Origin of the sequence: Streptomyces sp. Sge12, assembly GCF_002080455.1 — a bacterium.
Lineage (GTDB): Bacteria > Actinomycetota > Actinomycetes > Streptomycetales > Streptomycetaceae > Streptomyces.
Window position 1 is genome coordinate 7,814,460 of record NZ_CP020555.1, and the last position, 18,607, is coordinate 7,833,066.

Sequence of the window (18,607 nt, forward strand, 5' to 3'; positions counted from 1 at the left end):
TGGATCCCCGATCCCACCACCATCGCGAGGGGCACACCATGAAGACCGTCCTGATCACCGGCACCTCCTCCGGCTACGGGCGCGAGACCGCCCTCTACTTCCACGAGCAGGGATGGAACGTCATCGCCACCATGCGGACCCCGCGTGCCGGCATCCTGCCCGAGTCGGACCGGATCCGCGTCCTCGAGCTGGACGTGACCAGGCCCGAGACCATCACCGCCGCGCTCGAGGCCGCAGGACCCGTCGACGTCCTGGTCAACAACGCGGGTGTCCCCTCGATCGGCGTCTTCGAGGGCACCCCCATGGCCCGGGTGCGGGAGGTCTTCGAGACCAACACGTTCGGCGTGATGGCCGTGACCCAGGCGGTGCTGCCCGGGTTCCGCGAACGCGGCAGCGGCGTCGTGGTCAACGTGACCTCCAGCGTGGTGCTGGGGCACATGCCGCTCACGGCCGTCTACAAGGCCAGCAAGACGGCCGTCGAGGGGTTCACCGCATCGCTCGCGCTCGAACTCGAGCCCTTCGGCGTGCGGGCCAGGACGGTCGAGCCGGGCGCCTGCTTCACGACGAACTTCGGGACCAGGGCGACGAGCGACGGATCGCCCGACGAACTCGTGCCCGCGCCGTACGCGGAGTTCACGAAGAAGGTCCTGGCCGACTTCGCGAACCAGGACCTGTACACGACGGAGCGCGACGTGGCCGAGACGGTCTGGCGCGCCGCGCACGACACGACCGGCCGGCTGCGCTTCCCGGCCGGCGCCGACGCGGTCCGGCTCGCCGAGGCGAAGTGACCGGGCGATCAGGAAGCCGGCGCGGGCGGGCTCCAGTGGGCGTCCGCGGGCAGGTTGCGGGGGACCGAGGCCGCCTTGCCGACCCGTACTGCGTCCACCACGGCCTGGTGCAGGAGGCGGCTGCCCTCCTCCGACTCGCAGGGCACCGGACTGCCGGTCACGGTGAACCAGTCGGAGCCGCCGCTGTACTGCACGGCCACATGGGCCTCCGGAGCCGACCAGGTGGTGTGCACGGTCAGGTCCCCGGAGAGGATGCCCGCCTCGTCGGTGCTCACTCCGCCGCGTCCGGCGTATACCCCTGTCGTCGTCCACGAAGCCCAGGTCATGGCGCATCGCCCCTCACCGCGGAGTGCCTCTGATGCTTCCACGCTACGGCGCGTCCAGGGTTCGCGCGCCCGCACGGCCGGATCAGTGGCCCGCGGCCGCCTTCACCAGGGCGACCGCGGTGCCGATGGCCGCGTCCAGGATCCCGGCCAGCAGCGCCAAACCCGTACCGCCACCCATGCGGATGCCGCCGTACCAGCCCCAGGTGAACAGCCCGGCGATGCTCACCCCGGCCGAGACCAGCAGGGCCGTGTCCACCTCCATCACCCCGAGCGCCGCCGAGGCGATGAGGACCAGGGGTCCCACGGCGGACAGCAGCAGCGGGCTGCTGATCGACAGCATGCGGCGCAGCTCGTGGCCGGTCGCCAGACGGCCGTGGACGACGCGGTGGGCCTGCTGGTCCGCGACCAGGGCGGCCAGCCACAGGCCCACCGCGGTGGTCAGTACGGTCGCGGCGGCTCCGGGGGCGCTGATGTGCTCGGAGCCCGCCAGCCCGATCACCACCGCGATCATGGTGATGGTCGCGTACAGCCGTTCCTTCAGCCGCGCGGCGGCGAACCGCGGCTCGCGATCGAAGGCCTGCTCGTGGTCCGGTCCGGGGGCGGCGCCGCCCGGGGACCCGGCGGGGAGCGTCTCGTCAGGGGCCATGCGGTCCACCGTAGGGCCGGCCGGTGGCCGTACCCCGCAGGTGGGCGGGCAGCGCGCCGCCCGCCCTGCGCCGGGTGGGTAAAGGGCTGCGGCGGGGAACCGGTGACCTGGACGGCAACGGACGCGACAGCCGCACGGCGGCAGACGAGGCAGGTATCGGCGTGCACATCGACCTCTCCGGCAGGACGGCCCTGGTCACCGGATCCACCCAGGGAATCGGCGCCGCCATCGCGGCGGGACTGGCCGGCGCGGGCGCCCGGGTGGCAGTCAACGGCCGCGGCTCGAAATCCGTCGAGGCGGCCATCGCCCGGCTCGGCGCCGCCGGGGGCGGCGAGTACGTTGCGGCGCCCGGCGACATCGCCACGGACGAGGGGGCGCAGGCCGTCTTCGACGCGGTCCCGCACGTCGACATCCTCGTCAACAACCTCGGGATCTTCGGATCGGCACCGGCGCTGGAGATCGAGGACGACGAATGGCGGCGGTACTTCGAGACGAACGTGCTCACCGCGGTCCGGATGACGCGGCACTACCTCCCCGGCATGGTGGAGCGCTCCTGGGGCCGCGTCCAGTACATCGCCAGCGACTCGGCGGTGGCCGTCCCCGCCGAGATGATCCACTACGGGATGTCCAAGACCGCGCTGCTGGCCGTCTCCCGGGGCTTCGCCAAGGCGGCGGCCGGCACGGGGGTCACCGTCAACTCCGTCATCGCGGGCCCCACGCACACCGGCGGGGTCGAGGACTTCGTCTACGAACTGGTCGACCGGGACCTGCCGTGGGAGGAGGCGCAGCGGGCGTTCATGCGCGCCCACCGGCCCCAGTCGCTGCTCCAGCGGTTGATCGAACCGGAGGAGATCGCCCACATGGTGGTCTACCTGGCCTCGCCCCAGGCCTCGGCCACCACGGGCGGAGCACTGCGGGTGGACGGGGGATACGTGGACTCCATCCTCCCCTAGGGAGTGCTTTAATAAATGAACGTGCATGTATTAAATCGGAGTGGTGATGGCGAGGGCAGGACGTCCCCGAGGCGTGGAAGACATGGTGATTCTCCGTGCGGCGACCGAGGTCATGGGGCAGGTGGGACCTTCCGGGCTGACGCTGGCGGCGGTCGCCCGCCGGGTCGGCCTGGTGCCCGGCACGCTCGTCCAGCGGTTCGGATCCAAGCGCGGCCTGATCCTGGCACTGGCCGACCAGTCCGTCCGGGACGTCGCGGCCCTGCCCGACCGGGTCCGCGACGAGCAGGGCTCGGCGCTGGGCGCCCTCACCGTGCTGATCACGCAGTGGGCGGAGCCGATGGTGACCCCCGAAACCTTCGCCCATCACCTGGCGTTCCTCTGCGCCGATCTCACCGACCCGGAACTCCGTGAAAGGGCCCTCGCCGTGCACCGGGCCCAGCGCGACGCGGTCGCCGCGCTACTCGCCGAGGCCGTGTCCGCGGGCGAACTCGACGCTGCGACCGACACCGAGGAACTCACCGCGACCGTGCTGGCCGTCACCTCCGGTACGGGTCTCGCCTGGGCGCTCGACCGCCGGGGCACCCTCGACCGGCGCGTCCGGCACGGACTCGACGCCGTCCTGGCCCCGCACCTCGCCGCCCCCTCCGCCTGAAGCCGCCGCACCACTGGGAGACGACATGACGATACGGACACCACAACTGGCCGGCAGGGTCGCCCTGGTCGCGGGCGGTACCCGGGGCGGCGGACGCGGCATCGCCGTCGAGCTCGGAGCCGCCGGCGCCACGGTCTACGTCACCGGCCGCAGCAGCGGAGCGCACCGCTCCGACCTCGACCGCGCCGAGACGATCGAGGAGACGGCCCAGCAGGTCACCGATGCCGGAGGCCGGGGCATCGCGGTCCGCACCGACCACAGCGACCCGGAGGAGGTCCGGGCCCTGGTGGCGCGCATCGCGGCCGAACAGGACGGCCGCCTCGACATCCTGGTCAACTCCGTCTGGGGCGGCGATCCGCTCACCGACTGGGAGCACCCCCTGTGGGAACAGGACCTCGACCAGGGCCTGCGCCTCCTGCGGCAGGCGGTCGAGACCCATGTGATCACCAGCCGGTACGCGCTGCCGCTGATGGTCGCCCGCAGGAGCGGCCTGGTCGTGGAAGTCACCGACGGCAACACCGCCCGCTACCGGGGCTCCTTCTTCTACGACATGGCGAAGTCCGCCGTGATCCGCCTCGCCGTCGCGCAGGCCGCCGAGCTCAAGCCGCACGGCGTGGCGGCCGTGGCACTGACACCGGGGTTCCTGCGGTCGGAGGCGATGCTCGAGCACTTCGGCGTCACCGAGGCCAACTGGCGTGACGGCGCGGCCGATGACCCGAACTTCGCCCACTCCGAGACCCCCGCGTACTTGGGGCGCGCGGTCGTGGCGCTGGCGGCCGACCCCGACGTCATCGCCAGGACCGGCCGGGCGCTGGCCACCTGGGACCTCCACAAGGAGTACGGGTTCACGGACGCCGACGGCAGCCGCCCCGACTTCGCCGCGCACTGGGCCAGGAACCTGGAGGCCGAGTACGGCCCCCTCGGCGATCCGCTCTGAGCGCCGGGCACCGGTGACCCCACAGGGGTGTTCGCTGTTGGTACGGGCATGGATGACGTACTGGACGTATTGGACGTACTGCTCGACGGCGCGACGGAACAGCGGTTGAAGCTGATCAGCGGCGACGAGGCGCGCGCCCTGATGGTGCTCCTGGGAGTGCTCGAGAGCGACGAGCAGCCCGAGGAGGTCCGCAGGGCCGCGGGCGAGATGCGGTTCCGCATCGCGTCCCGCCTCGGCAGACCCGCCGACACCGGTGTCCGGCCCGCACGGTGGTAGCGCGCACCGGAATGAGGCAGTCAGCCGGCCGGGCGGCCGGTCCGGCGCAGGACGGCCGCCATGGTGCCGTACCAGCGCCGCACCGCCCGACGCGGGGCACGCGCGTCGGCGCAGCAGTGCCGGGCATCGGCGGCAACGGCCCCCGGTCAGTGCGGAATGCTGTCGATCAGCTCTCGGGCACCCTGTCGCAGGAGGGCGACGGCGACGGACGTGCCGAGGGTGGCCGGGTCGAGGCGGCCCGCCCACTCGTGGGCGTTCAGGACGTCCTTGCCGTCCGGCGAGAACACGCAGGCGCGCAGGGACAGATCCCCTCCGCGCTCCGCCCGCGCGTACCCGGCGATCGGGCTGTTGCAGTGCCCTTGGAGGACGTGGAGGAGCATGCGCTCGGCCGTCGTCTCACGGTGGGTGTCGGGGTGACCGAGGGCGCTGACGGTGTCGATGAGCACGGCGTCGTCCTCGCGGCACTGGAGCGCGAGGACCCCGGCGCCGATGGGCGGCATGAGCGTGTCCACCGGGATGATCTCCGTGATGACGTCCGCGCGGCCGATGCGGTGCAGGCCGGCGACGGCCAGGAGAAGGGCGTCCGCCTCACCGGCGGCGAGCTTCTCCAGCCGGCGGTTGGCATTGCCGCGCATCGGTACGCACTCCAGCTGCGGGTACGCGGCGGCGAGTTGGGCGATCCGGCGTACGGAGGAGGTGCCGATCCGGGTGCCGGGAGGGAGCCGGTCGAGCGTGAGCCCTCCCGGGTGGATCAGGGCGTCACGGATGTCGTCGCGCTCCAGGAACGCGGCGAAGACGGTCCCGGCCGGCAGCGGCCGGTCCGCCGGGACGTCCTTGACGCAGTGCACGGCGAGGTCGGCGTGCCCGGCGAGGATCGCGGCGTCGACCTCCTTGGTGAACGCGCCCTTGCCCTCCACCTGGGAGAGGTCTCCCATCCACATGTCCCCGGTGGTCTTCACCGGCAGGACGGTGGTCTCGATCCCGGGGTGGAGCGCGGCGAGCTCGGCGCGGACACGTTCCACCTGGGCGAGGGCCATCGGCGAGTCGCGGGAGACGATACGGATCAGATCGGCGGGCATGCGGGCACGATACGCCCTCGGGGCCCGGTGGCGGGCATCCGCACCGTACGGCCATCACCCGTGCGAGCCGCGGGAGTTGGCCACTCGCGTGGGCGTTCGACCGAGTTGCCGCACGCCACCTCCGCCCCGCCCGCGGGCAGGTCCCGCGGGCGGGTCCCGTGCGCTACTCGTCGGCCGGCTGGTGGTCGGCCCAGACGTAGCTCTCGGGCAGCAGGTCGGCGACCGGGACGCTGCGGACACGATCGCCCGCCCCGACGATCACCCTGAGGGAGGGGAAATAGTCCAGGAGGACCTGGCGGCAGCGCCCGCACGGGGGCACGACCCCCCGGTCGCGGTCGCCCACGGCGACGATCGTGTCCAAGTCGTGCACGCCCTGGGCGGCGGCCGCGCCGATGACGACGAGCTCGGCGCACGGGCCTCCCGTGAAGTGGTAGGCGTTCACCGCGGTGACGATCCGGCCGTCGCCGGCGCGGGCGGCCGCCGCCATGGTGTGGTTCTCGCTCCGGCAACGCGTGCGGGCGATGTGCGCCGCGGCTTCGATCAGCTCGTGGTCGACCGGATGGGGATGCGTGGTCATCTTCACTTCTTCCGTGCGGTGTCGGTCGACCGTGGACCGAGCGACGATGGGGTGCAAGCGAATATCGACCGCGGACCGCCCCTCGACGACAGCCCCGCGCCGCGGGCCGTGGGGCGCGGCGCGCGTGAACGTGACCGGTGCTCCTGCTGGAGTGGCTGCTTCGGAGGTCCGGGGCGAGGACGGCGAGGAGGTCCGTTTGCCGCAGCGAGACGGGAGGTCCACCGGGCCTGCCGGTGGGCATGAGGGGCTGCTGGCGCGTGTCCGGGCGACCGAGGCCGCCGTGGAGCGGATCGGCACGACCCTCGACGCGGTGACCACCTGCGAGGAACTGGCCGGTTTCCTGTTCCGGAACGTGTGCGACGCGGTGGCCGTGGACCTCCTGGACGAGGACGGCGGGCCCCTCCGTGCGGCCACGGCCGGAGCCGACGAGCTGCTGGCGGCGGGGAGCGACGGGACGCCCTCCCCACGGGCGACCGACGGCGGTCACCCGCTCTCCGCGTGGGTGACGGTCGCCGGCGGCGTCCCGGTCCACGTCCTGTCGGTCCCGCTGCCCGACGGGCACCGGGTGCACGGCCTGCTGACTGCCGTACGCGCCCGGACGGCGTTCAGCGACCACGAAGCGGCCACCGTGCACTTCGCGGCCCGCTTGGCGGCGGTGCACCTCGGGCACGCGCGGCAGCTGGCCGCCACCGAGGACACCGTGTCGCACTTGCAGCGGGCGCTCGTGTCGGAACCGGGCCGGCCGCACCCGAACCTGGAGGTGGCCAGCCGCTACCTGCCGGCCGGCCCCCGGGCCCTGGTGGGAGGCGACTGGTTCGAGACGGTCCGCCTCCACTACGGCCGCACCCTCCTCGTCGTCGGGGACGTGATGGGCCACGGCCTCGACGCGGCGGTGGACATGAACGCCTACCGCTCCACCCTGCGGGACGTGGCGTCGACCGACCTCGCCCCGCACCGCGTGCTGCGCCAGCTCGACGCCCTGGCCGCCGGGGACGCGGGCCGCAGGCCCGCGACCTGCCTGCTCGTACGGGTCGATCCCGCGCGCGGCGTCGCGATGTTCGCCGGCGCCGGCCATCTGCCGCCGGCGGTCTTCGGCGCCGGCGGCTCGGCCACCCTGGTCGACGTCCCGGTCGGCCCGCCCCTGGGCACCGGGGTCGGCGGCTACGAAGCCGTCACGCGCACCATCACCCCGCAGGAGACCCTGCTGATGTTCACCGACGGGCTGGTGGAACGCCGGGGCGAGGACATCGACGTCTCGCTGGCCAGGCTGGCGGCCGTGCGCCTGCCGCCGGGGGCCGGTGTGAACGCGGTGGTGGACGCCGTGGTGGCGGCCCTCGACGCCGACCACGCGGAGGACGACGTCGCCGTACTCGCCGCCCGGTCCCGTCCCCGGCTGCCGGTTGATCCCGCAGCCGCCGCCGGGGCGCTCTGAGACCCCGCCCCGGTCGTCGGGGGCCGTCCCGGCCATCCCGGCGGCCCCGGATCGCGGCCGGCATGCCCACCGCGCCGGGCGTGCCTACGGTGGAAAGGTGAGCCATCGCCTCGCCTGCGCGGTCCTGGCAGGCACCCTGTGCGCGACCGTGTTGTCGTGTACGGCGGCGAAGACCGAAACGCACCTCCAGGCCCTGCCCGAGCCCGCGGTGCAGACGCTCTCCGCGCACGTGACGACCGTCCCCCCGGAGAAGCTGGGCGCAACCTACCACCCGGGGTGTCCGGTACCGCCGGAGCGGCTCAGGCTCGTGTCGATGAACCACTGGGGCTTCGACGGCAAGGTGCACCGCGGCGAGCTGGTGGTCCACGAGGACGTCGTGGACCCCGTCCTGCGCGTCTTCGGCACGGCCTTCACCGCCCGTTTCCCCATCCGCCGCATGCAGGTGACCGCCGAGTACGGCGGCAGCGACATCGCGGCGATGGCCGACGACAACACCTCCGCCTTCAACTGCCGACCGGTCACCGGAGACCCGGGCAAACTGTCCCGGCACGCGTGGGGCGACGCCATCGACATCAACCCGGTCGAGAACCCGTACGTCGACGTCCAGGGCACCAGCCATCCCCCGAACGGCCGCACCTACCTCGACCGCGGCCGCGCCCGACCCGGGATGGTCACCCCGGAGGGCGCGGTGACCCGGGCCTTCCGCGAGGCCGGCTGGTACTGGGGCGGCCGCTGGAGTCCACCCGACTACCAGCACTTCTCCGCGGAGGGCGGCTGACGCCCCGGCCCCGCGCGCGAATCGGACCGGACCGGACCGGGCCGTGTCCCGTCCCCGCTCAGCGGCCCGGGGTGAAGGTCACCGGCAGGCTCTCGGGCCCGCGCAGCCCGCCGGGGCGCCAGGGGATCTCGCCCGGCGGTACCGCGAGGGCGAGCCCGGGCAGCCGGCGCAGGACCGTACCGATGGCGATCTGGCCCTCCAACCGGGCCAGCGGAGCCCCCAGGCAGTAGTGGATGCCGTGCCCGAAGGCGAGATGCGGATTGTCCTGCCGGGTGATGTCCAGGCGGTCCGGGTCGGGGAAGCGGGCCGGATCGCGGTCGGCCACGGCCGAGCCGATCAGCACGGTCGCGCCGCGCGGTACGGTCACACCCGCGATCTCCACCTCCTCGCGCGCGAACCGCGCGATACCCGGGTTGACCGGGCCGTCGTAGCGCAGGAGCTCCTCGATCGCGCCCGGCAGCAGACCGGGATCGGACCGCAGCAGGTCCAGCTGGGCCGGCTCGGCGAGCAGCATCGCGATGCCCCCGCCGATCAGGTTGACCGTGGTGATGTAGCCCGCCGCCAGCAGCAGGAACACCATGGCCACCAGCTCGTCCTCGCTCAGCCGCTGCTCCTGGTCCCGGGCGGTGACGAGGCCGCTGAGCAGGTCGTCACCGGGGTGCGCCCGCTTGGCGTGGATGAGCCCGGTCACGTAGCCGCGCATGTGCTGCCACGCCTCGTTGACCACGGCCGGGTCCGGCGGCTCCGCGCCCCGCCTGATCATGCGATCGGTCCAGCCCTGGAACTCGTGGCGGTCGTCCACCGGAACCCCGAGGAGTTCGCTGATCACCGTGACCGGCAACGGCAGCGCGAAGTCCGCCACCAGATCGGCACGGCCGGCCGGGGCGATGTCGTCCAGCAGCCGGTCGGTGATGCTCTGGATCCGCGGCCGCATCAAGGCCACGCGGCGGGCGGTGAACGCCTTGGAGACCAGCCGGCGCAGCCGGGTGTGGTCGGGCGGATCGCTGCGCAGCATGTTGCTCAGCATCGACTCGCGTTCGGTCTCGGGCAGTTGCTGAAGGAGCCGGGCGTCCGAGGCATCGCGTACGTCGCTGCTCAGGCGGGAGTCGGACAGGGCCGCGAGTCCGTCCTCGTAGCGGGTGACGAGCCAGGCGTCCAGGCCGCCCGCGATGACGACGCGGCGCACGGGGCCGTCCTCGCGCAGCTGCCGGTACAGGGGGAACGGGTCCGCGACGAAGGCCGGGTCGGCGTAGGGAAGAAGGGCCGGCGGCTGCTCGCTCATGATGCCTCCCGAAGCGCGTCGTCACGTCGTCCTCGCTCTGCAAGGTGAGGTTATATGCCCAAGGCTCCCGATACGTCGCTTTCCGGCCATGGTGGGCGGTCGTTTCGGAGAGGTCAGCGCAGCGATTCCTTCGGGGGCCGCTCGCGCAGGGCTCCGTAGGCGAGGAAGTAGGCGGGCAGCCGGTTCAGCCAACGCGACTCGGTGATCAGCTCGGTCAGCCGCTTGGCCCGCCGGGGATTGCCGAACGCGACGCGGCCGGCCAGCAGTGGTTCGATGACCTGGGCGTGGGCCACCCGCTGGAGGCCCTGGGTCGCCACCGTCGTGGGCATGCGCCGCTGCTGCACCCGGCGTACGTCCCGCAGTCCCACGGTCCCCTCGCGCAACGGGCCCACGAGGTGGCGGGCAGCGGCCACCGCGTCCTGCACGGCGAGGTTGATGCCGATGCCGAAGACCGGCGACATCGCGTGAGCGGCGTCGCCGATGCAGAGCAGCCCCGGGCGATGCCAGCGGCGCAGCCGGTCGAGGCGTACGTCGAGCAGCTTGACCTCGTCCCAGGAGGTGACGGCGTCGGCCCGGTCGGCGAGCCAGGGGACGGCTTCCGTGAACCGGGCCATGAACGGCTCCAGGCCCTCCGCGCGGCGCCGCGCATCGGTCCCCTTGGGAATGAGCGCCGCGCACTGCCAGTAGTCGCCGCGGTCGATGAGCGCGACGAAGAGCCGGTCCCCGATGCCGCCGACGAGCCCGCTGGGATCCTCCTCGCGGCGCGGCATCCGGAACCACCACGCGTCCAGGGGACACGGGAAGTCCTCCAGCCCGAGCTCGGGAAGGGCCCTGGCCAGGGAGCCGCGCCCGTCGCAGGCCACGGTCAGCGAGGCCCGCAGCTCGCCGGTGCCGCCGTCGGCCGTGCGGTAGCGCACGCCCGTGACCCTGCCGCGCTCGATCAGGAAGGACGTGGCCTCCGTGTTCATGCGCAGTCGGAACGAAGGCTCCCGGCCCGCTTCGTCGGCGAGCAGGTCGAGCAGGTCCCACTGGGGCACCATCGCGATGTAGTTGTACTTCCCGTGCAGCGCCCCGATGTTCCCGACCGTGACGAGGGACCGGTCGGGCCCGATGGGCAGCTGTACCGAGGTGACCCGCCGCTGCGGCAGCGCGGCGAAGCGGTCGGCCAGGCCGATGGTGTCCAGCAGCGACAGGGTCGACGGGTGCACGGTGTCACCGCGGAAATCGCGAAGGAAGTCGCCGTGCTTCTCCAGCACGGTCACCTCCACCCCGGCCCGGGCCAGCAACAGGCCCAGCACCATCCCCGCGGGCCCTCCTCCCACCACACAGCAGGTGGTTCGTTCCACGGCGACCGCTCCCTTCGCAGGCATCGGGCAGGCCCTGGAGGACGTATACCCCGCCGCCGAGTCCGGTGGGGCGATGCGGCGCCCGCGAGTCGCACCGGGCCCCGGCGTCACCACCGCACGGCAGGGAGGAGGGGGTTCAGTAGCGCAGGGCCTTGCCGGTCTGGGCCGTCACCGTGCCGGAGAGCTTGTGCGTGCTGCGGGCCGTGCCCTGGCCCGTGCCCTTGGCGGCGACGTCCGTGATCGTGGTCACCACCGTGTCGATGAGGTTGCCCGACTCGTCCTTGAACTCGACCTGCACCGCGAAGGACTTCGACGCGTCGTCGGTGTTCTGCACGGTCACGGGCACCGTCGTGTACCCGTCCGCGTCCGTCGCCACCGAGCCCAGGGTCACCTGGCCCTTGGCATCGACCCCGCCCTTCACCTCGGCGAGCTTGTCCTGCGCCACCGCAGCCGCCGACTCGGCGGCCCGCTTGGCCTCGGCCGCCGCCGACGAGACCGCCTCGCCCGCCGACTGCACCGCCGACGCGGCGCTGGAGACGGCCCCGGACGGGGTGCTGTCGCCGTCCGAGCAGCCCGCGGCGCCGAGCGCCACCAGCGAGACCGCCACCACACCTGCCGCACCACGCATCCACGCCAGCGCTGTCACCATGCCTCCACGGGTGTTCGGAACTTCCGGACTCCCAGTCAACGGCGCCCCGGCCCGGATGCCCAGTGGACCGGGCATCCGGGTGAGGCGTACGGCAGCCCGCGCAGCCGCAGCCGCAGCCGCAGCCGCGGACACGGCCTCAGGCGCGGGCCGCGGACAGCCGCTGCTCGTGCACGCGCAGCTGGAGGTCGGCGAGGTCCAGCAGGGGAGTGGCCACCCCCAGCGCGCGGGCGCGCAGGGTGAGGTCGGTCAGGACGTGGTCGGCCTCCGTCGGCGCTCCCGCGACGAGGTCGCGGTACAGGGACGGGGTGAGCGGGGAGCCCGGCGCCGTGACGGTCGACGTGGTGAAGGCGAGCTCGGCCCCGGTCACCGGGTGACCCGCGGCCTCCGCCACCGCCGTCGTCTCGGCGATCAGGGCCGCCGCCAGATCGGGCCCGCCCGCAACGGCGTTCACCTCTCCGACCGTGCCGCGCATCAGGCAGGTCAGGGCGACGAGGGTGGAGATGAAGACCCACTTGTGCCACATGGCGGCGACGATGTCCTCGGTCGCCGGCGAGTCGATGCCGGCTTCGGCCAGGACGGTACGGATCGAGTCCACGCGGGCCGACGGACGGGCGTCGAGCTCACCGGTCAGGATGACCGCGGGCGGCGCCATGCGGAGGATGTCGCCGTCCTCGTTCAGGGTGGTGACCACCTTCGCGACACCGCCGAGGACTGCGCCCGCCCCGAGGTGTGCGACGAGCGCGTCGAGGTGCGCCACGCCGTTGAGCAGGGGTACGACGGCGGTGTCCGGGCCGACGGCGGGTTCGATGTCGGCCAGGGCCGTGGTCAATGCGGTCGCTTTCACGGAGAGCAGGACCAGGTCGTACGGTCCGCCCACCGCGTCCGCCGTCACCAGGCGCGGCGCGAGGTGCAGCTGCTCTCCCTGGCCCGTCACGCGCAGGCCGCGCGCTTCCAGGGCCTTCGCGCGGCCCGGCCGGACCAGGAAGGAGACGTCCTGGCCCGCGTTCGCGAGCCGGGCGCCGAAGAAGCCGCCGACGGCACCCGCGCCGACCGTGAGGATCCTCATGGATTGCTTGCCTTTCGGGATGGGGGACGTGGGACGGGTGGGATCAGGTACGGCCCGCGCCGAGCGGGCTGTCCTCGGCGGGGGTGCGCGCCGAGCGCGGTGCGTACCGGGAAACCGCCACCCCGGCCAGGCACAGCGCCCCGCCGAGGAGGGTCAGCCAGGCGGGTACCTCGCCGAGGAGGGTCCAGCTGAGCAGGACGACGATGGCGGGGACGGCGTACGTGGTCGCGCCCAGCTTGCCGGCGGGCATCCGCGCCAGGGCGTAGGTCCAGGTGGTGAAGGCGAGGGCGGTCGGCACCACGCCCAGGTAGATCATGTTCAGGGTCGCGGACACCGGTGCGTCGGGCACCTCCGCGAGCAGCTGGCCCGTGAAGGGCAGGCAGACCACGGCTCCCGTCAGGCAGGCGTAGGTGGTGACCTGGAGCGGCGTGCCGTAGGAGAGTGCCGGCTTCTGGGCGACGACGCCGGTCGCGTAGGCCACCGCAGCGAGCAGGCAGAGCGCGACGCCGAGCACCGAGGTGGAGCCGCCGTCCCCGGACGACATGGACAGTCCCACGACCACCGCGCCGGCGAAGGAGACGGCCATGCCCACGAGGAGCCGCGGGGGCAGGGCCTCGCCGAGGAGACGGGCCGCGAGGAGCGCCATGAGGATGGGCCCGGTGTTCACGAGCAGCGAGGCCGTGCCCGCGTCGACCAGCCGCTCACCCCAGTTCAGCGCGATCGTGTAGCCGCAGAACCAGACGACGCCGGATACGAGGATCCCCCGCCAGGCCTCGCGGGGCGGCAGGCCCTGGCGGCGGACCAGGACCAGCACGACGAGCACCAGCGAGGCGGCCAGCAACCGGCCGAGGGCCAGTGCGCCGGGCGAATAGGCGGCCCCCGCGCTGCGGATGGACACGAAGGCGGAGGCCCAGGCGAACACCGTGAAGGTGACGGCGCCGACCGTGAGGACGCCGGGCGGGATCGAACTCGAGCGGAACGTCATACGCCCACCCTACGACCGCAACATTTCGGTGTCGACCGAATTAATGGCTGGATGTGGAGCCGTGCTCCATGAACGCTCCACGCGCACCCGGCCCTGCCTCCCGGCCCCCACGCCCGCCGCCACGTCTCAGCGGCTCAGCGGCTCAGCGCCATGCCTGCGCCGTGAGCCCCAGCAGCTCGCCGAAGGCCCGCTCCCCGGCCTCGGTCACCTCCAACGCCCGCCCGCCACCTGCCGGGCGCACGACCCACTGCTCCTCCAGTGCCCGCGCGCACAGGCGCGCCCCGGCCAGGCCGCCCAGGTGGCGGCGCCGCTCCGTCCAGTCCAGGCAGGAACTCGCCAGCCGCCTGCGCCCCTCGTCGGCGAGGCTGATGCCGGCCTCGGCGCACCAGGCCCGCCCGGCCTCCGTCAGTTCGAAGACGTCCTCCGTGCGCAGCAGCCCGCGCCGCTCCATCGCGTCCGTCACCGCCATGCCGAGCCGCCCGGCGAAATGGTCGTAGCAGGTCCGGCCGCGGGCCAGCGGGTCCGGCGCGGAGACCACGGGCACGGCGTGGGCCGCGTCCCGGTCCGGAATCGCGTGCGAGGCGAGATCGTCGAGCAGCCGGGCGGTCGCACCGTCGGAGATGCGCACGTAACTGTGGCGGCCCTGCCGCTCGGTCACGCAGATGCCCGCCTCGAGCAGCCGGGTCAGATGGCCGCTGATGGTGGAGGGCGCCACCGAAGTGATCCGGGCCAGCTCGCCCGCGGTCCAGGCGCGCCCCTCCAGCAGGGTCATGCAGATCGCGGCCCGCGTCTCGTCGGCGAGGGCGCCGGCGAAGGCGGCCAGGAGGGCCGCGGGGGCCGGTCCGCACGAGGGCGACGCAGGCTCCGTATGCATCTGGTTCATACGTCCAGGATGCCCCATGATTTCGGCAAACAACGAACGGTTACCGGGTGAGGGCTCGTATCCATGTTCGCGGCCGGACGGAGGTGGGCCCTCTGTCGCGGGCGGGGCTCCACCGGCCACACTGGGTGCGCCGGGGCCGAAGGCCCCCGTCATGGGGAGGTGGTGGGGTGGTGGCGTCGGGTGAGCGCGCACAGCGGGCTTCGCAGCCCGCTCCGGTCGTACGGCCCGAGGTGTGGGAGACGTACGGTCCGGCCGATCTCAGCGCCGTACCGGTGTTCGCCGGAGGGTTCATCAACTTCGGCTACTGGCGGGCCGTCGACCTCGAAGGGCCCCTGTCGCAGGGCGACCGGATCCGTAGCGAACAGGACCTCTACCGGCACGTCCTGGACGCGGCGGCCCCCGGCGGCGGCCGGGCCGTCGAGGTCGGCTGCGGTCTCGGCCTCGGGTGCGCCCTCGCGCTGGAGGAGTACGGTCCCGCGGCCATCACCGGCATCGACATCCACCCCCAGCAGCTCCAACGGGCCCGCGAGGCGAACTCACCGCTCCTCGAGGCGCAGCCGCACCGGCTGCGCTTCGTCCTCGGAGCGGCGGAGGATCTGCCGCTCGGCGATGCGGAGTTCGACTGCCTCTACAGCGTCGAGGCGGCCCAGCACTTCCCGGACCTGTCCGCCTTCGCCCGGGAGGCGGCGCGGGTGCTTCGCCCCGGCGGCCGGGTCGCGGTCACCAGCTTCTTCAGCGTGGGCGGTGCGCCCGAGTCCGCGGAGCGGCTCGCCGGGCTGCTCGACTCGTTCGCGAGCGGCCTGGACATCGCCCGGCCCGTCTCCCGGCTCGCCGACGCCCTGACCGAAGCCGGTTTCGCCGACGTCCGGGTCGCATCGATCGGCCCGCAGGTCTGGCCGGGCTGGGACCGCTGGCTCGCCCGCCTGTGGGAGCCGGGCACCTGGCCCCGGAACTTCCTGGCCGCCTGGGAACAGCAGATCCTGGACTACTACCTCGTGACCGCCACCCGCCCGTAGCCGGGGCCGCGGGCCGGCGCCCTCAACAGGGAGAACCCGGGCGGGGATTGTCGGTGGCTCCGCCTATCCTTCCGGCATGTCAGTGAATATCGATCTTGCCTTCACCGTCACCGGGGTCGCCGACGAACCGCAGGCCTGGCACATCGTCCGCGCCCTCCAGCAGTTGATGTACGAGGAGGACATAGCCGGCCAGGTGACCATCGGGGTGGCCGTGGACGACGACGGCGCGTTCTTCGTCTCCGGGGAGTCCGACTTCCCGCTCGGCATCTCCCGCTTCTACCTGTGGCAGCCGCACTTCGAGGGGCTCTTCGCGGCGACGGTCGCCGAAGTGGCGGCGGGCGCCCGGCCGGAGATCCGCTGGGGGTACCCCGACGAGGAGTACTGACCGGCCTGGGCCGATACCGGTACCGATACCGAAAACCGGTACCGGCCTCAGTGCGACGGAGCGGGAGGCGGGGCCGGGGGAGCCGGGGGCAGTGCCCAGCGGATCGCCCGGGTCACGGCGTGGCCACCGGCGCGAGCGGCAACGGGCGGTATCCGTGCGGCGGCGGAAGCCTCGCCGGCCACGGCCGCCCTCGCCCAGGGCGGCAGCAGATCGACCGCTGCAGCCGCCAGCAGTGCGTACGGCCACCGGGCGGCCCCCGGCAGCGGGGGATCGGTCAGCAGGAATCGGGCGGTGTCCCGGGAGGCCGCCGTCGGCCGCAGGTCGGGCCGGTACCGCGCCATCAGCACGGCCAGTTCCCGCATGCTCTCCGGTGGCCGGTCCGCGCCCAGCGCGCGGGCCACGCGCGCCGTGTCGGCGAGGTACGCATCGCGGCCCGCGGAGTCCAACGGGCGCCTGCCGTACCGCTGGTGGGCCCGCAGGAAGCACTCCGCCTCGGCGATGTGCACCCAGGTCAGCAGCTCCGGATCGTCGGCCCGGTACGGCACGCCGTCGGCCGTCCGGCCCCGGATGCGGCCGTGCACCTCGCGTACGTGGGCCACGGCCGCCTCGGCGTCGGCACTGGTACCGAAGGTGGTGAAGGCCAGGAAGGTACTGGTCCGGTGCAGCCGGCCCCACGGGTCGCCCCGGTAGCCCGAATGCGCGGCCACGGCGGCCATCGCGAGGGGGTGCAGGGACTGGAGCAGCAGGGCGGCCAGCCCGCCGATGAACATCGACGCGTCCCCGTGCACCCGCCGGACCGGCCGCTCCGGCGCGAACCAGCGGGGCCCGGGGGTCGTGTGGATCCGCGCCCTGTTCTCGGGCCCGTCGGGCCCGGCCACGCGCAGGAAGACCGCCTCGCCGGCCTGGCGTCTGATCCGCTGGACGGTCGTCGTCTCCCTTGCCATGTGCCCAGTATGGGCCGCGCCGGGCGCACGGCGTAGGGGGCGTGGGGGACGTCGTTCAGATGATGTGGATGCGCTCCAGGGCGCCGGAGGTGTCGCGGACCATCAGGTCGTTGCCCTTGGCACGTTCGCGCTCGATGAACCCGAGCAGGAGCACCGCCCGGTTGATCACGTCCGACTTGCTGACGCCGGTCGCGGCGGTCAGCTCGGAGACGATGGTGACGGCCGGGGGGCAGAGGGTGACGGAGTACCGCTCGCTGTCGGGGTGAGGGGGGAGCTGATCCATGGCGAGGCCTTTCCTGTTGAAGAAGACTGCACCATGGTTGCACCAGTATTGCGCGAATGTGCACCAATTATTGGCTCGTTGTCCGTGGACAATCCCGTTGTCCGCCCACCCGCCCCTGCTGAGCTGGGTTCTTTCCGCCCGCGCCGCCCGGCCAATGCGCCCGCCCCGCCATCGTGGCGCCGTAACCCCACCGGACCGGCCGGTGGGCGAGCGAGAGGCGGATCCCGTGCGAGCGACCTGGACGAAGGCGAAGAAGACGACGAGGACGAAGGAAGCGACGAGGACGAAGGAAGCGACGAGGACGAAGGTGACGAGGGCGAAGGCGCTCACCAGGTCCGTGGGGGCGCTGGCAGCCGCCGTCGGCCTCGCAGTGGTTCTTCCCGCCGGCCCGGCACACGCCAACCCCGGGGACCAGATCATCTGGTCGAACGGAACCAACGACGTACAGTTCCGCGCCAGTGAATGCGTGGCGGACGCGCACTTCGGCTACACCACCGCCAACCCGCACCCGAACACCATGTACGCGAACATCACCAAGGTGGGTGGGCCCGGCTACTGCCGCGTCGGGGTCCGGCTGGAATACCGCAACAGGTGGAACCAGTTCGTGAGCACGGAGTTCGCCTGGCACGCGAACTCCGCCATGGTCTCCGCACTCGGCACCCGCTGCGTGGTCGTGTTCTCGATCCAGCGGCCCGGCGGTACCAGCGGCTGGTACGACGTACCGCTGTACAACCCCCACGGTACCTGCGCCGGGGGGAGCTGAGCCCGGCGGGCGTGCCACACCCGGGGTGCCGAGCCGTGGTCACGGCTCGGCACCCCGGGTGTCGGGCGGGTGCTGCGGCCGGGGGTCACAGCCAGCGGGGCGGGAAGATCCCGTAGTAGCCGCCGAGCGCCTCCCGGTAGTCGGCGTCCTGCAGGTGCACGTCCCGCACGAACTCGGGGGCGTTCTTGATCTGTTCCTTGGTCAGTCCGACCTGGACGCTCTTCTCCTCCAGATCGATACCGGTGACGGTACCCGCCGGGAGGAGGACCTCCTTGCCGAAGATCCACGGGCCGGTGTCCACGACCAGGTAGGCGGATCCCACCTCGTCGGAGTGCTTGTCGACCTTGCCGATGGTGCCGTCGGTCGCCTCCACCTTGTAGCCGGAGAGGTCCACATCCGCGAGGCGGCCAACGGTGAGGCGGTAGGCCCAGACGTTCTCTGACATGGGAAAACAGCTCCCTTCATCGATCCGTGTCCGTCACGGCGCGCCTGCCCCGGGGTGTCCCGGCTACACGTCCGCCTCCCGATCCCGTTCAGGGCGGACCGGGCTGACGGCGCGTG

Annotated in this window: 23 protein-coding genes; 10 read left to right on the top strand and 13 right to left on the bottom strand. The window is 72.9% G+C overall.

From position 1 onward, the window contains the following. The first annotated feature begins 38 nt into the window (after window positions 1–38). Window positions 39–788, top strand: coding sequence for an SDR family oxidoreductase (locus tag B6R96_RS35095; protein ID WP_081524786.1), 750 nt, complete (start codon window positions 39–41; stop codon window positions 786–788). Between the two features lie 8 nt (window positions 789–796). Here the strand turns inward: B6R96_RS35095 and B6R96_RS35100 are convergent, their stop codons facing one another. Both B6R96_RS35100 and B6R96_RS35105 read right to left on the bottom strand, forming a co-directional pair. Then, a complete protein-coding gene (locus B6R96_RS35100) occupies window positions 797–1,114 on the bottom strand; it encodes a hypothetical protein (protein ID WP_030386746.1) in 318 nt (105 codons plus the stop codon). Window positions 1,115–1,196: 82 nt separating this feature from the next. After that, window positions 1,197–1,760: a hypothetical protein gene (locus B6R96_RS35105; RefSeq protein WP_234431775.1), complete on the bottom strand. Its 564-nt coding sequence runs from the start codon at window positions 1,758–1,760 to the stop codon at window positions 1,197–1,199. A 161-nt stretch (window positions 1,761–1,921) separates the two neighbouring features. Between B6R96_RS35105 and B6R96_RS35110 the strand changes: the two genes are divergently transcribed. From B6R96_RS35110 to B6R96_RS35125, 4 genes are all read left to right on the top strand, one after another. Continuing rightward, window positions 1,922–2,713 (top strand): SDR family NAD(P)-dependent oxidoreductase, encoded by a 792-nt coding sequence (locus tag B6R96_RS35110; protein WP_081524787.1) that lies wholly within the window; start codon window positions 1,922–1,924, stop codon window positions 2,711–2,713. Between the two features lie 82 nt (window positions 2,714–2,795). Beyond that, window positions 2,796–3,365: a TetR/AcrR family transcriptional regulator gene (locus B6R96_RS35115; RefSeq protein WP_237291611.1), complete on the top strand. Its 570-nt coding sequence runs from the start codon at window positions 2,796–2,798 to the stop codon at window positions 3,363–3,365. A 25-nt stretch (window positions 3,366–3,390) separates the two neighbouring features. Then, on the top strand, window positions 3,391–4,302 hold the full coding sequence (locus tag B6R96_RS35120) for an SDR family oxidoreductase (protein WP_081524789.1): 912 nt from the start codon (window positions 3,391–3,393) through the stop codon (window positions 4,300–4,302). Between the two features lie 48 nt (window positions 4,303–4,350). Continuing rightward, complete coding sequence (locus B6R96_RS35125; protein ID WP_081524790.1) at window positions 4,351–4,578, top strand: hypothetical protein; 228 nt, start codon at window positions 4,351–4,353, stop codon at window positions 4,576–4,578. A 146-nt stretch (window positions 4,579–4,724) separates the two neighbouring features. On the opposite strand, the gene hemC is transcribed toward B6R96_RS35125, so the two are convergent. Both hemC and B6R96_RS35135 read right to left on the bottom strand, forming a co-directional pair. Further along, complete coding sequence (gene hemC, locus B6R96_RS35130) at window positions 4,725–5,657, bottom strand: hydroxymethylbilane synthase (protein ID WP_081524791.1); 933 nt, start codon at window positions 5,655–5,657, stop codon at window positions 4,725–4,727. Between the two features lie 163 nt (window positions 5,658–5,820). Beyond that, complete coding sequence (locus B6R96_RS35135) at window positions 5,821–6,234, bottom strand: cytidine deaminase (RefSeq protein WP_081524792.1); 414 nt, start codon at window positions 6,232–6,234, stop codon at window positions 5,821–5,823. A gap of 196 nt (window positions 6,235–6,430) precedes the next feature. On the opposite strand from B6R96_RS35135, the gene B6R96_RS35140 reads away from it, so the two are divergent. After that, window positions 6,431–7,666 (top strand): PP2C family protein-serine/threonine phosphatase, encoded by a 1,236-nt coding sequence (locus tag B6R96_RS35140; RefSeq protein WP_081524793.1) that lies wholly within the window; start codon window positions 6,431–6,433, stop codon window positions 7,664–7,666. A gap of 97 nt (window positions 7,667–7,763) precedes the next feature. Further along, window positions 7,764–8,444, top strand: a complete 681-nt coding sequence (locus tag B6R96_RS35145; RefSeq protein WP_237291612.1) for a M15 family metallopeptidase — start codon at window positions 7,764–7,766, stop codon at window positions 8,442–8,444. Window positions 8,445–8,502: 58 nt separating this feature from the next. On the opposite strand, the gene B6R96_RS35150 is transcribed toward B6R96_RS35145, so the two are convergent. The 6 genes from B6R96_RS35150 to B6R96_RS35175 form a co-directional block, all read right to left on the bottom strand. Further along, entirely contained in the window at window positions 8,503–9,726 is a 1,224-nt protein-coding gene (locus B6R96_RS35150; RefSeq protein WP_081524794.1) for a cytochrome P450 family protein, read from the bottom strand. Between the two features lie 113 nt (window positions 9,727–9,839). Beyond that, window positions 9,840–11,072, bottom strand: a complete 1,233-nt coding sequence (locus tag B6R96_RS35155) for an FAD-dependent oxidoreductase (RefSeq protein ID WP_081524795.1) — start codon at window positions 11,070–11,072, stop codon at window positions 9,840–9,842. 136 nt (window positions 11,073–11,208) lie between these two features. Beyond that, on the bottom strand, window positions 11,209–11,721 hold the full coding sequence (locus B6R96_RS35160; protein ID WP_237291613.1) for a hypothetical protein: 513 nt from the start codon (window positions 11,719–11,721) through the stop codon (window positions 11,209–11,211). A gap of 136 nt (window positions 11,722–11,857) precedes the next feature. Beyond that, window positions 11,858–12,787, bottom strand: a complete 930-nt coding sequence (locus tag B6R96_RS35165; RefSeq protein ID WP_081524796.1) for a 2-dehydropantoate 2-reductase — start codon at window positions 12,785–12,787, stop codon at window positions 11,858–11,860. Between the two features lie 43 nt (window positions 12,788–12,830). After that, window positions 12,831–13,772 (bottom strand): DMT family transporter, encoded by a 942-nt coding sequence (locus tag B6R96_RS35170; protein WP_081524797.1) that lies wholly within the window; start codon window positions 13,770–13,772, stop codon window positions 12,831–12,833. 142 nt (window positions 13,773–13,914) lie between these two features. Then, window positions 13,915–14,646 carry an ArsR/SmtB family transcription factor gene (locus tag B6R96_RS35175; RefSeq protein ID WP_081525412.1) on the bottom strand — a complete coding sequence of 244 codons (732 nt, stop codon included), beginning with the start codon at window positions 14,644–14,646 and terminating at the stop codon, window positions 13,915–13,917. Between the two features lie 176 nt (window positions 14,647–14,822). Between B6R96_RS35175 and B6R96_RS35180 the strand changes: the two genes are divergently transcribed. Together B6R96_RS35180 and B6R96_RS35185 are read left to right on the top strand one after the other, a co-directional pair. Continuing rightward, complete coding sequence (locus B6R96_RS35180) at window positions 14,823–15,671, top strand: class I SAM-dependent methyltransferase (RefSeq protein ID WP_335755563.1); 849 nt, start codon at window positions 14,823–14,825, stop codon at window positions 15,669–15,671. Window positions 15,672–15,747: 76 nt separating this feature from the next. Further along, complete coding sequence (locus B6R96_RS35185; protein WP_053702888.1) at window positions 15,748–16,056, top strand: hypothetical protein; 309 nt, start codon at window positions 15,748–15,750, stop codon at window positions 16,054–16,056. Between the two features lie 47 nt (window positions 16,057–16,103). Here B6R96_RS35185 and B6R96_RS35190 read toward each other — a convergent pair whose 3' ends face one another. Together B6R96_RS35190 and B6R96_RS35195 are read right to left on the bottom strand one after the other, a co-directional pair. Next, complete coding sequence (locus B6R96_RS35190) at window positions 16,104–17,000, bottom strand: oxygenase MpaB family protein (RefSeq protein ID WP_081524798.1); 897 nt, start codon at window positions 16,998–17,000, stop codon at window positions 16,104–16,106. A gap of 55 nt (window positions 17,001–17,055) precedes the next feature. Further along, on the bottom strand, window positions 17,056–17,283 hold the full coding sequence (locus B6R96_RS35195) for a hypothetical protein (protein ID WP_052875083.1): 228 nt from the start codon (window positions 17,281–17,283) through the stop codon (window positions 17,056–17,058). 226 nt (window positions 17,284–17,509) lie between these two features. On the opposite strand from B6R96_RS35195, the gene B6R96_RS35200 reads away from it, so the two are divergent. Then, window positions 17,510–18,046 carry a hypothetical protein gene (locus B6R96_RS35200; RefSeq protein WP_159396431.1) on the top strand — a complete coding sequence of 179 codons (537 nt, stop codon included), beginning with the start codon at window positions 17,510–17,512 and terminating at the stop codon, window positions 18,044–18,046. An 85-nt stretch (window positions 18,047–18,131) separates the two neighbouring features. Here the strand turns inward: B6R96_RS35200 and B6R96_RS35205 are convergent, their stop codons facing one another. Next, a complete protein-coding gene (locus tag B6R96_RS35205; RefSeq protein WP_081524800.1) occupies window positions 18,132–18,491 on the bottom strand; it encodes a PRC domain containing protein in 360 nt (119 codons plus the stop codon). Between the last annotated feature and the right edge of the window lie 116 nt (window positions 18,492–18,607).

Bases quoted from the DNA above. Each gene is read 5' to 3' on its own strand.
- B6R96_RS35095 (WP_081524786.1), top strand. From the start codon at position 39: ATGAAGACCGTCCTGATCACCGGCACCTCCTCCGGCTACGGGCGCGAG.
- B6R96_RS35100 (WP_030386746.1), bottom strand. From the start codon at position 1,114: ATGACCTGGGCTTCGTGGACGACGACAGGGGTATACGCCGGACGCGGC.
- B6R96_RS35105 (WP_234431775.1), bottom strand. From the start codon at position 1,760: ATGGCCCCTGACGAGACGCTCCCCGCCGGGTCCCCGGGCGGCGCCGCC.
- B6R96_RS35115 (WP_237291611.1), top strand. From the start codon at position 2,796: ATGGTGATTCTCCGTGCGGCGACCGAGGTCATGGGGCAGGTGGGACCT.
- B6R96_RS35120 (WP_081524789.1), top strand. From the start codon at position 3,391: ATGACGATACGGACACCACAACTGGCCGGCAGGGTCGCCCTGGTCGCG.
- B6R96_RS35125 (WP_081524790.1), top strand. From the start codon at position 4,351: ATGGATGACGTACTGGACGTATTGGACGTACTGCTCGACGGCGCGACG.
- hemC (WP_081524791.1), bottom strand. From the start codon at position 5,657: ATGCCCGCCGATCTGATCCGTATCGTCTCCCGCGACTCGCCGATGGCC.
- B6R96_RS35135 (WP_081524792.1), bottom strand. From the start codon at position 6,234: ATGACCACGCATCCCCATCCGGTCGACCACGAGCTGATCGAAGCCGCG.
- B6R96_RS35150 (WP_081524794.1), bottom strand. From the start codon at position 9,726: ATGAGCGAGCAGCCGCCGGCCCTTCTTCCCTACGCCGACCCGGCCTTC.
- B6R96_RS35160 (WP_237291613.1), bottom strand. From the start codon at position 11,721: ATGGTGACAGCGCTGGCGTGGATGCGTGGTGCGGCAGGTGTGGTGGCG.
- B6R96_RS35165 (WP_081524796.1), bottom strand. From the start codon at position 12,787: ATGAGGATCCTCACGGTCGGCGCGGGTGCCGTCGGCGGCTTCTTCGGC.
- B6R96_RS35170 (WP_081524797.1), bottom strand. From the start codon at position 13,772: ATGACGTTCCGCTCGAGTTCGATCCCGCCCGGCGTCCTCACGGTCGGC.
- B6R96_RS35175 (WP_081525412.1), bottom strand. From the start codon at position 14,646: ATGCATACGGAGCCTGCGTCGCCCTCGTGCGGACCGGCCCCCGCGGCC.
- B6R96_RS35185 (WP_053702888.1), top strand. From the start codon at position 15,748: ATGTCAGTGAATATCGATCTTGCCTTCACCGTCACCGGGGTCGCCGAC.
- B6R96_RS35190 (WP_081524798.1), bottom strand. From the start codon at position 17,000: ATGGCAAGGGAGACGACGACCGTCCAGCGGATCAGACGCCAGGCCGGC.
- B6R96_RS35195 (WP_052875083.1), bottom strand. From the start codon at position 17,283: ATGGATCAGCTCCCCCCTCACCCCGACAGCGAGCGGTACTCCGTCACC.
- B6R96_RS35205 (WP_081524800.1), bottom strand. From the start codon at position 18,491: ATGTCAGAGAACGTCTGGGCCTACCGCCTCACCGTTGGCCGCCTCGCG.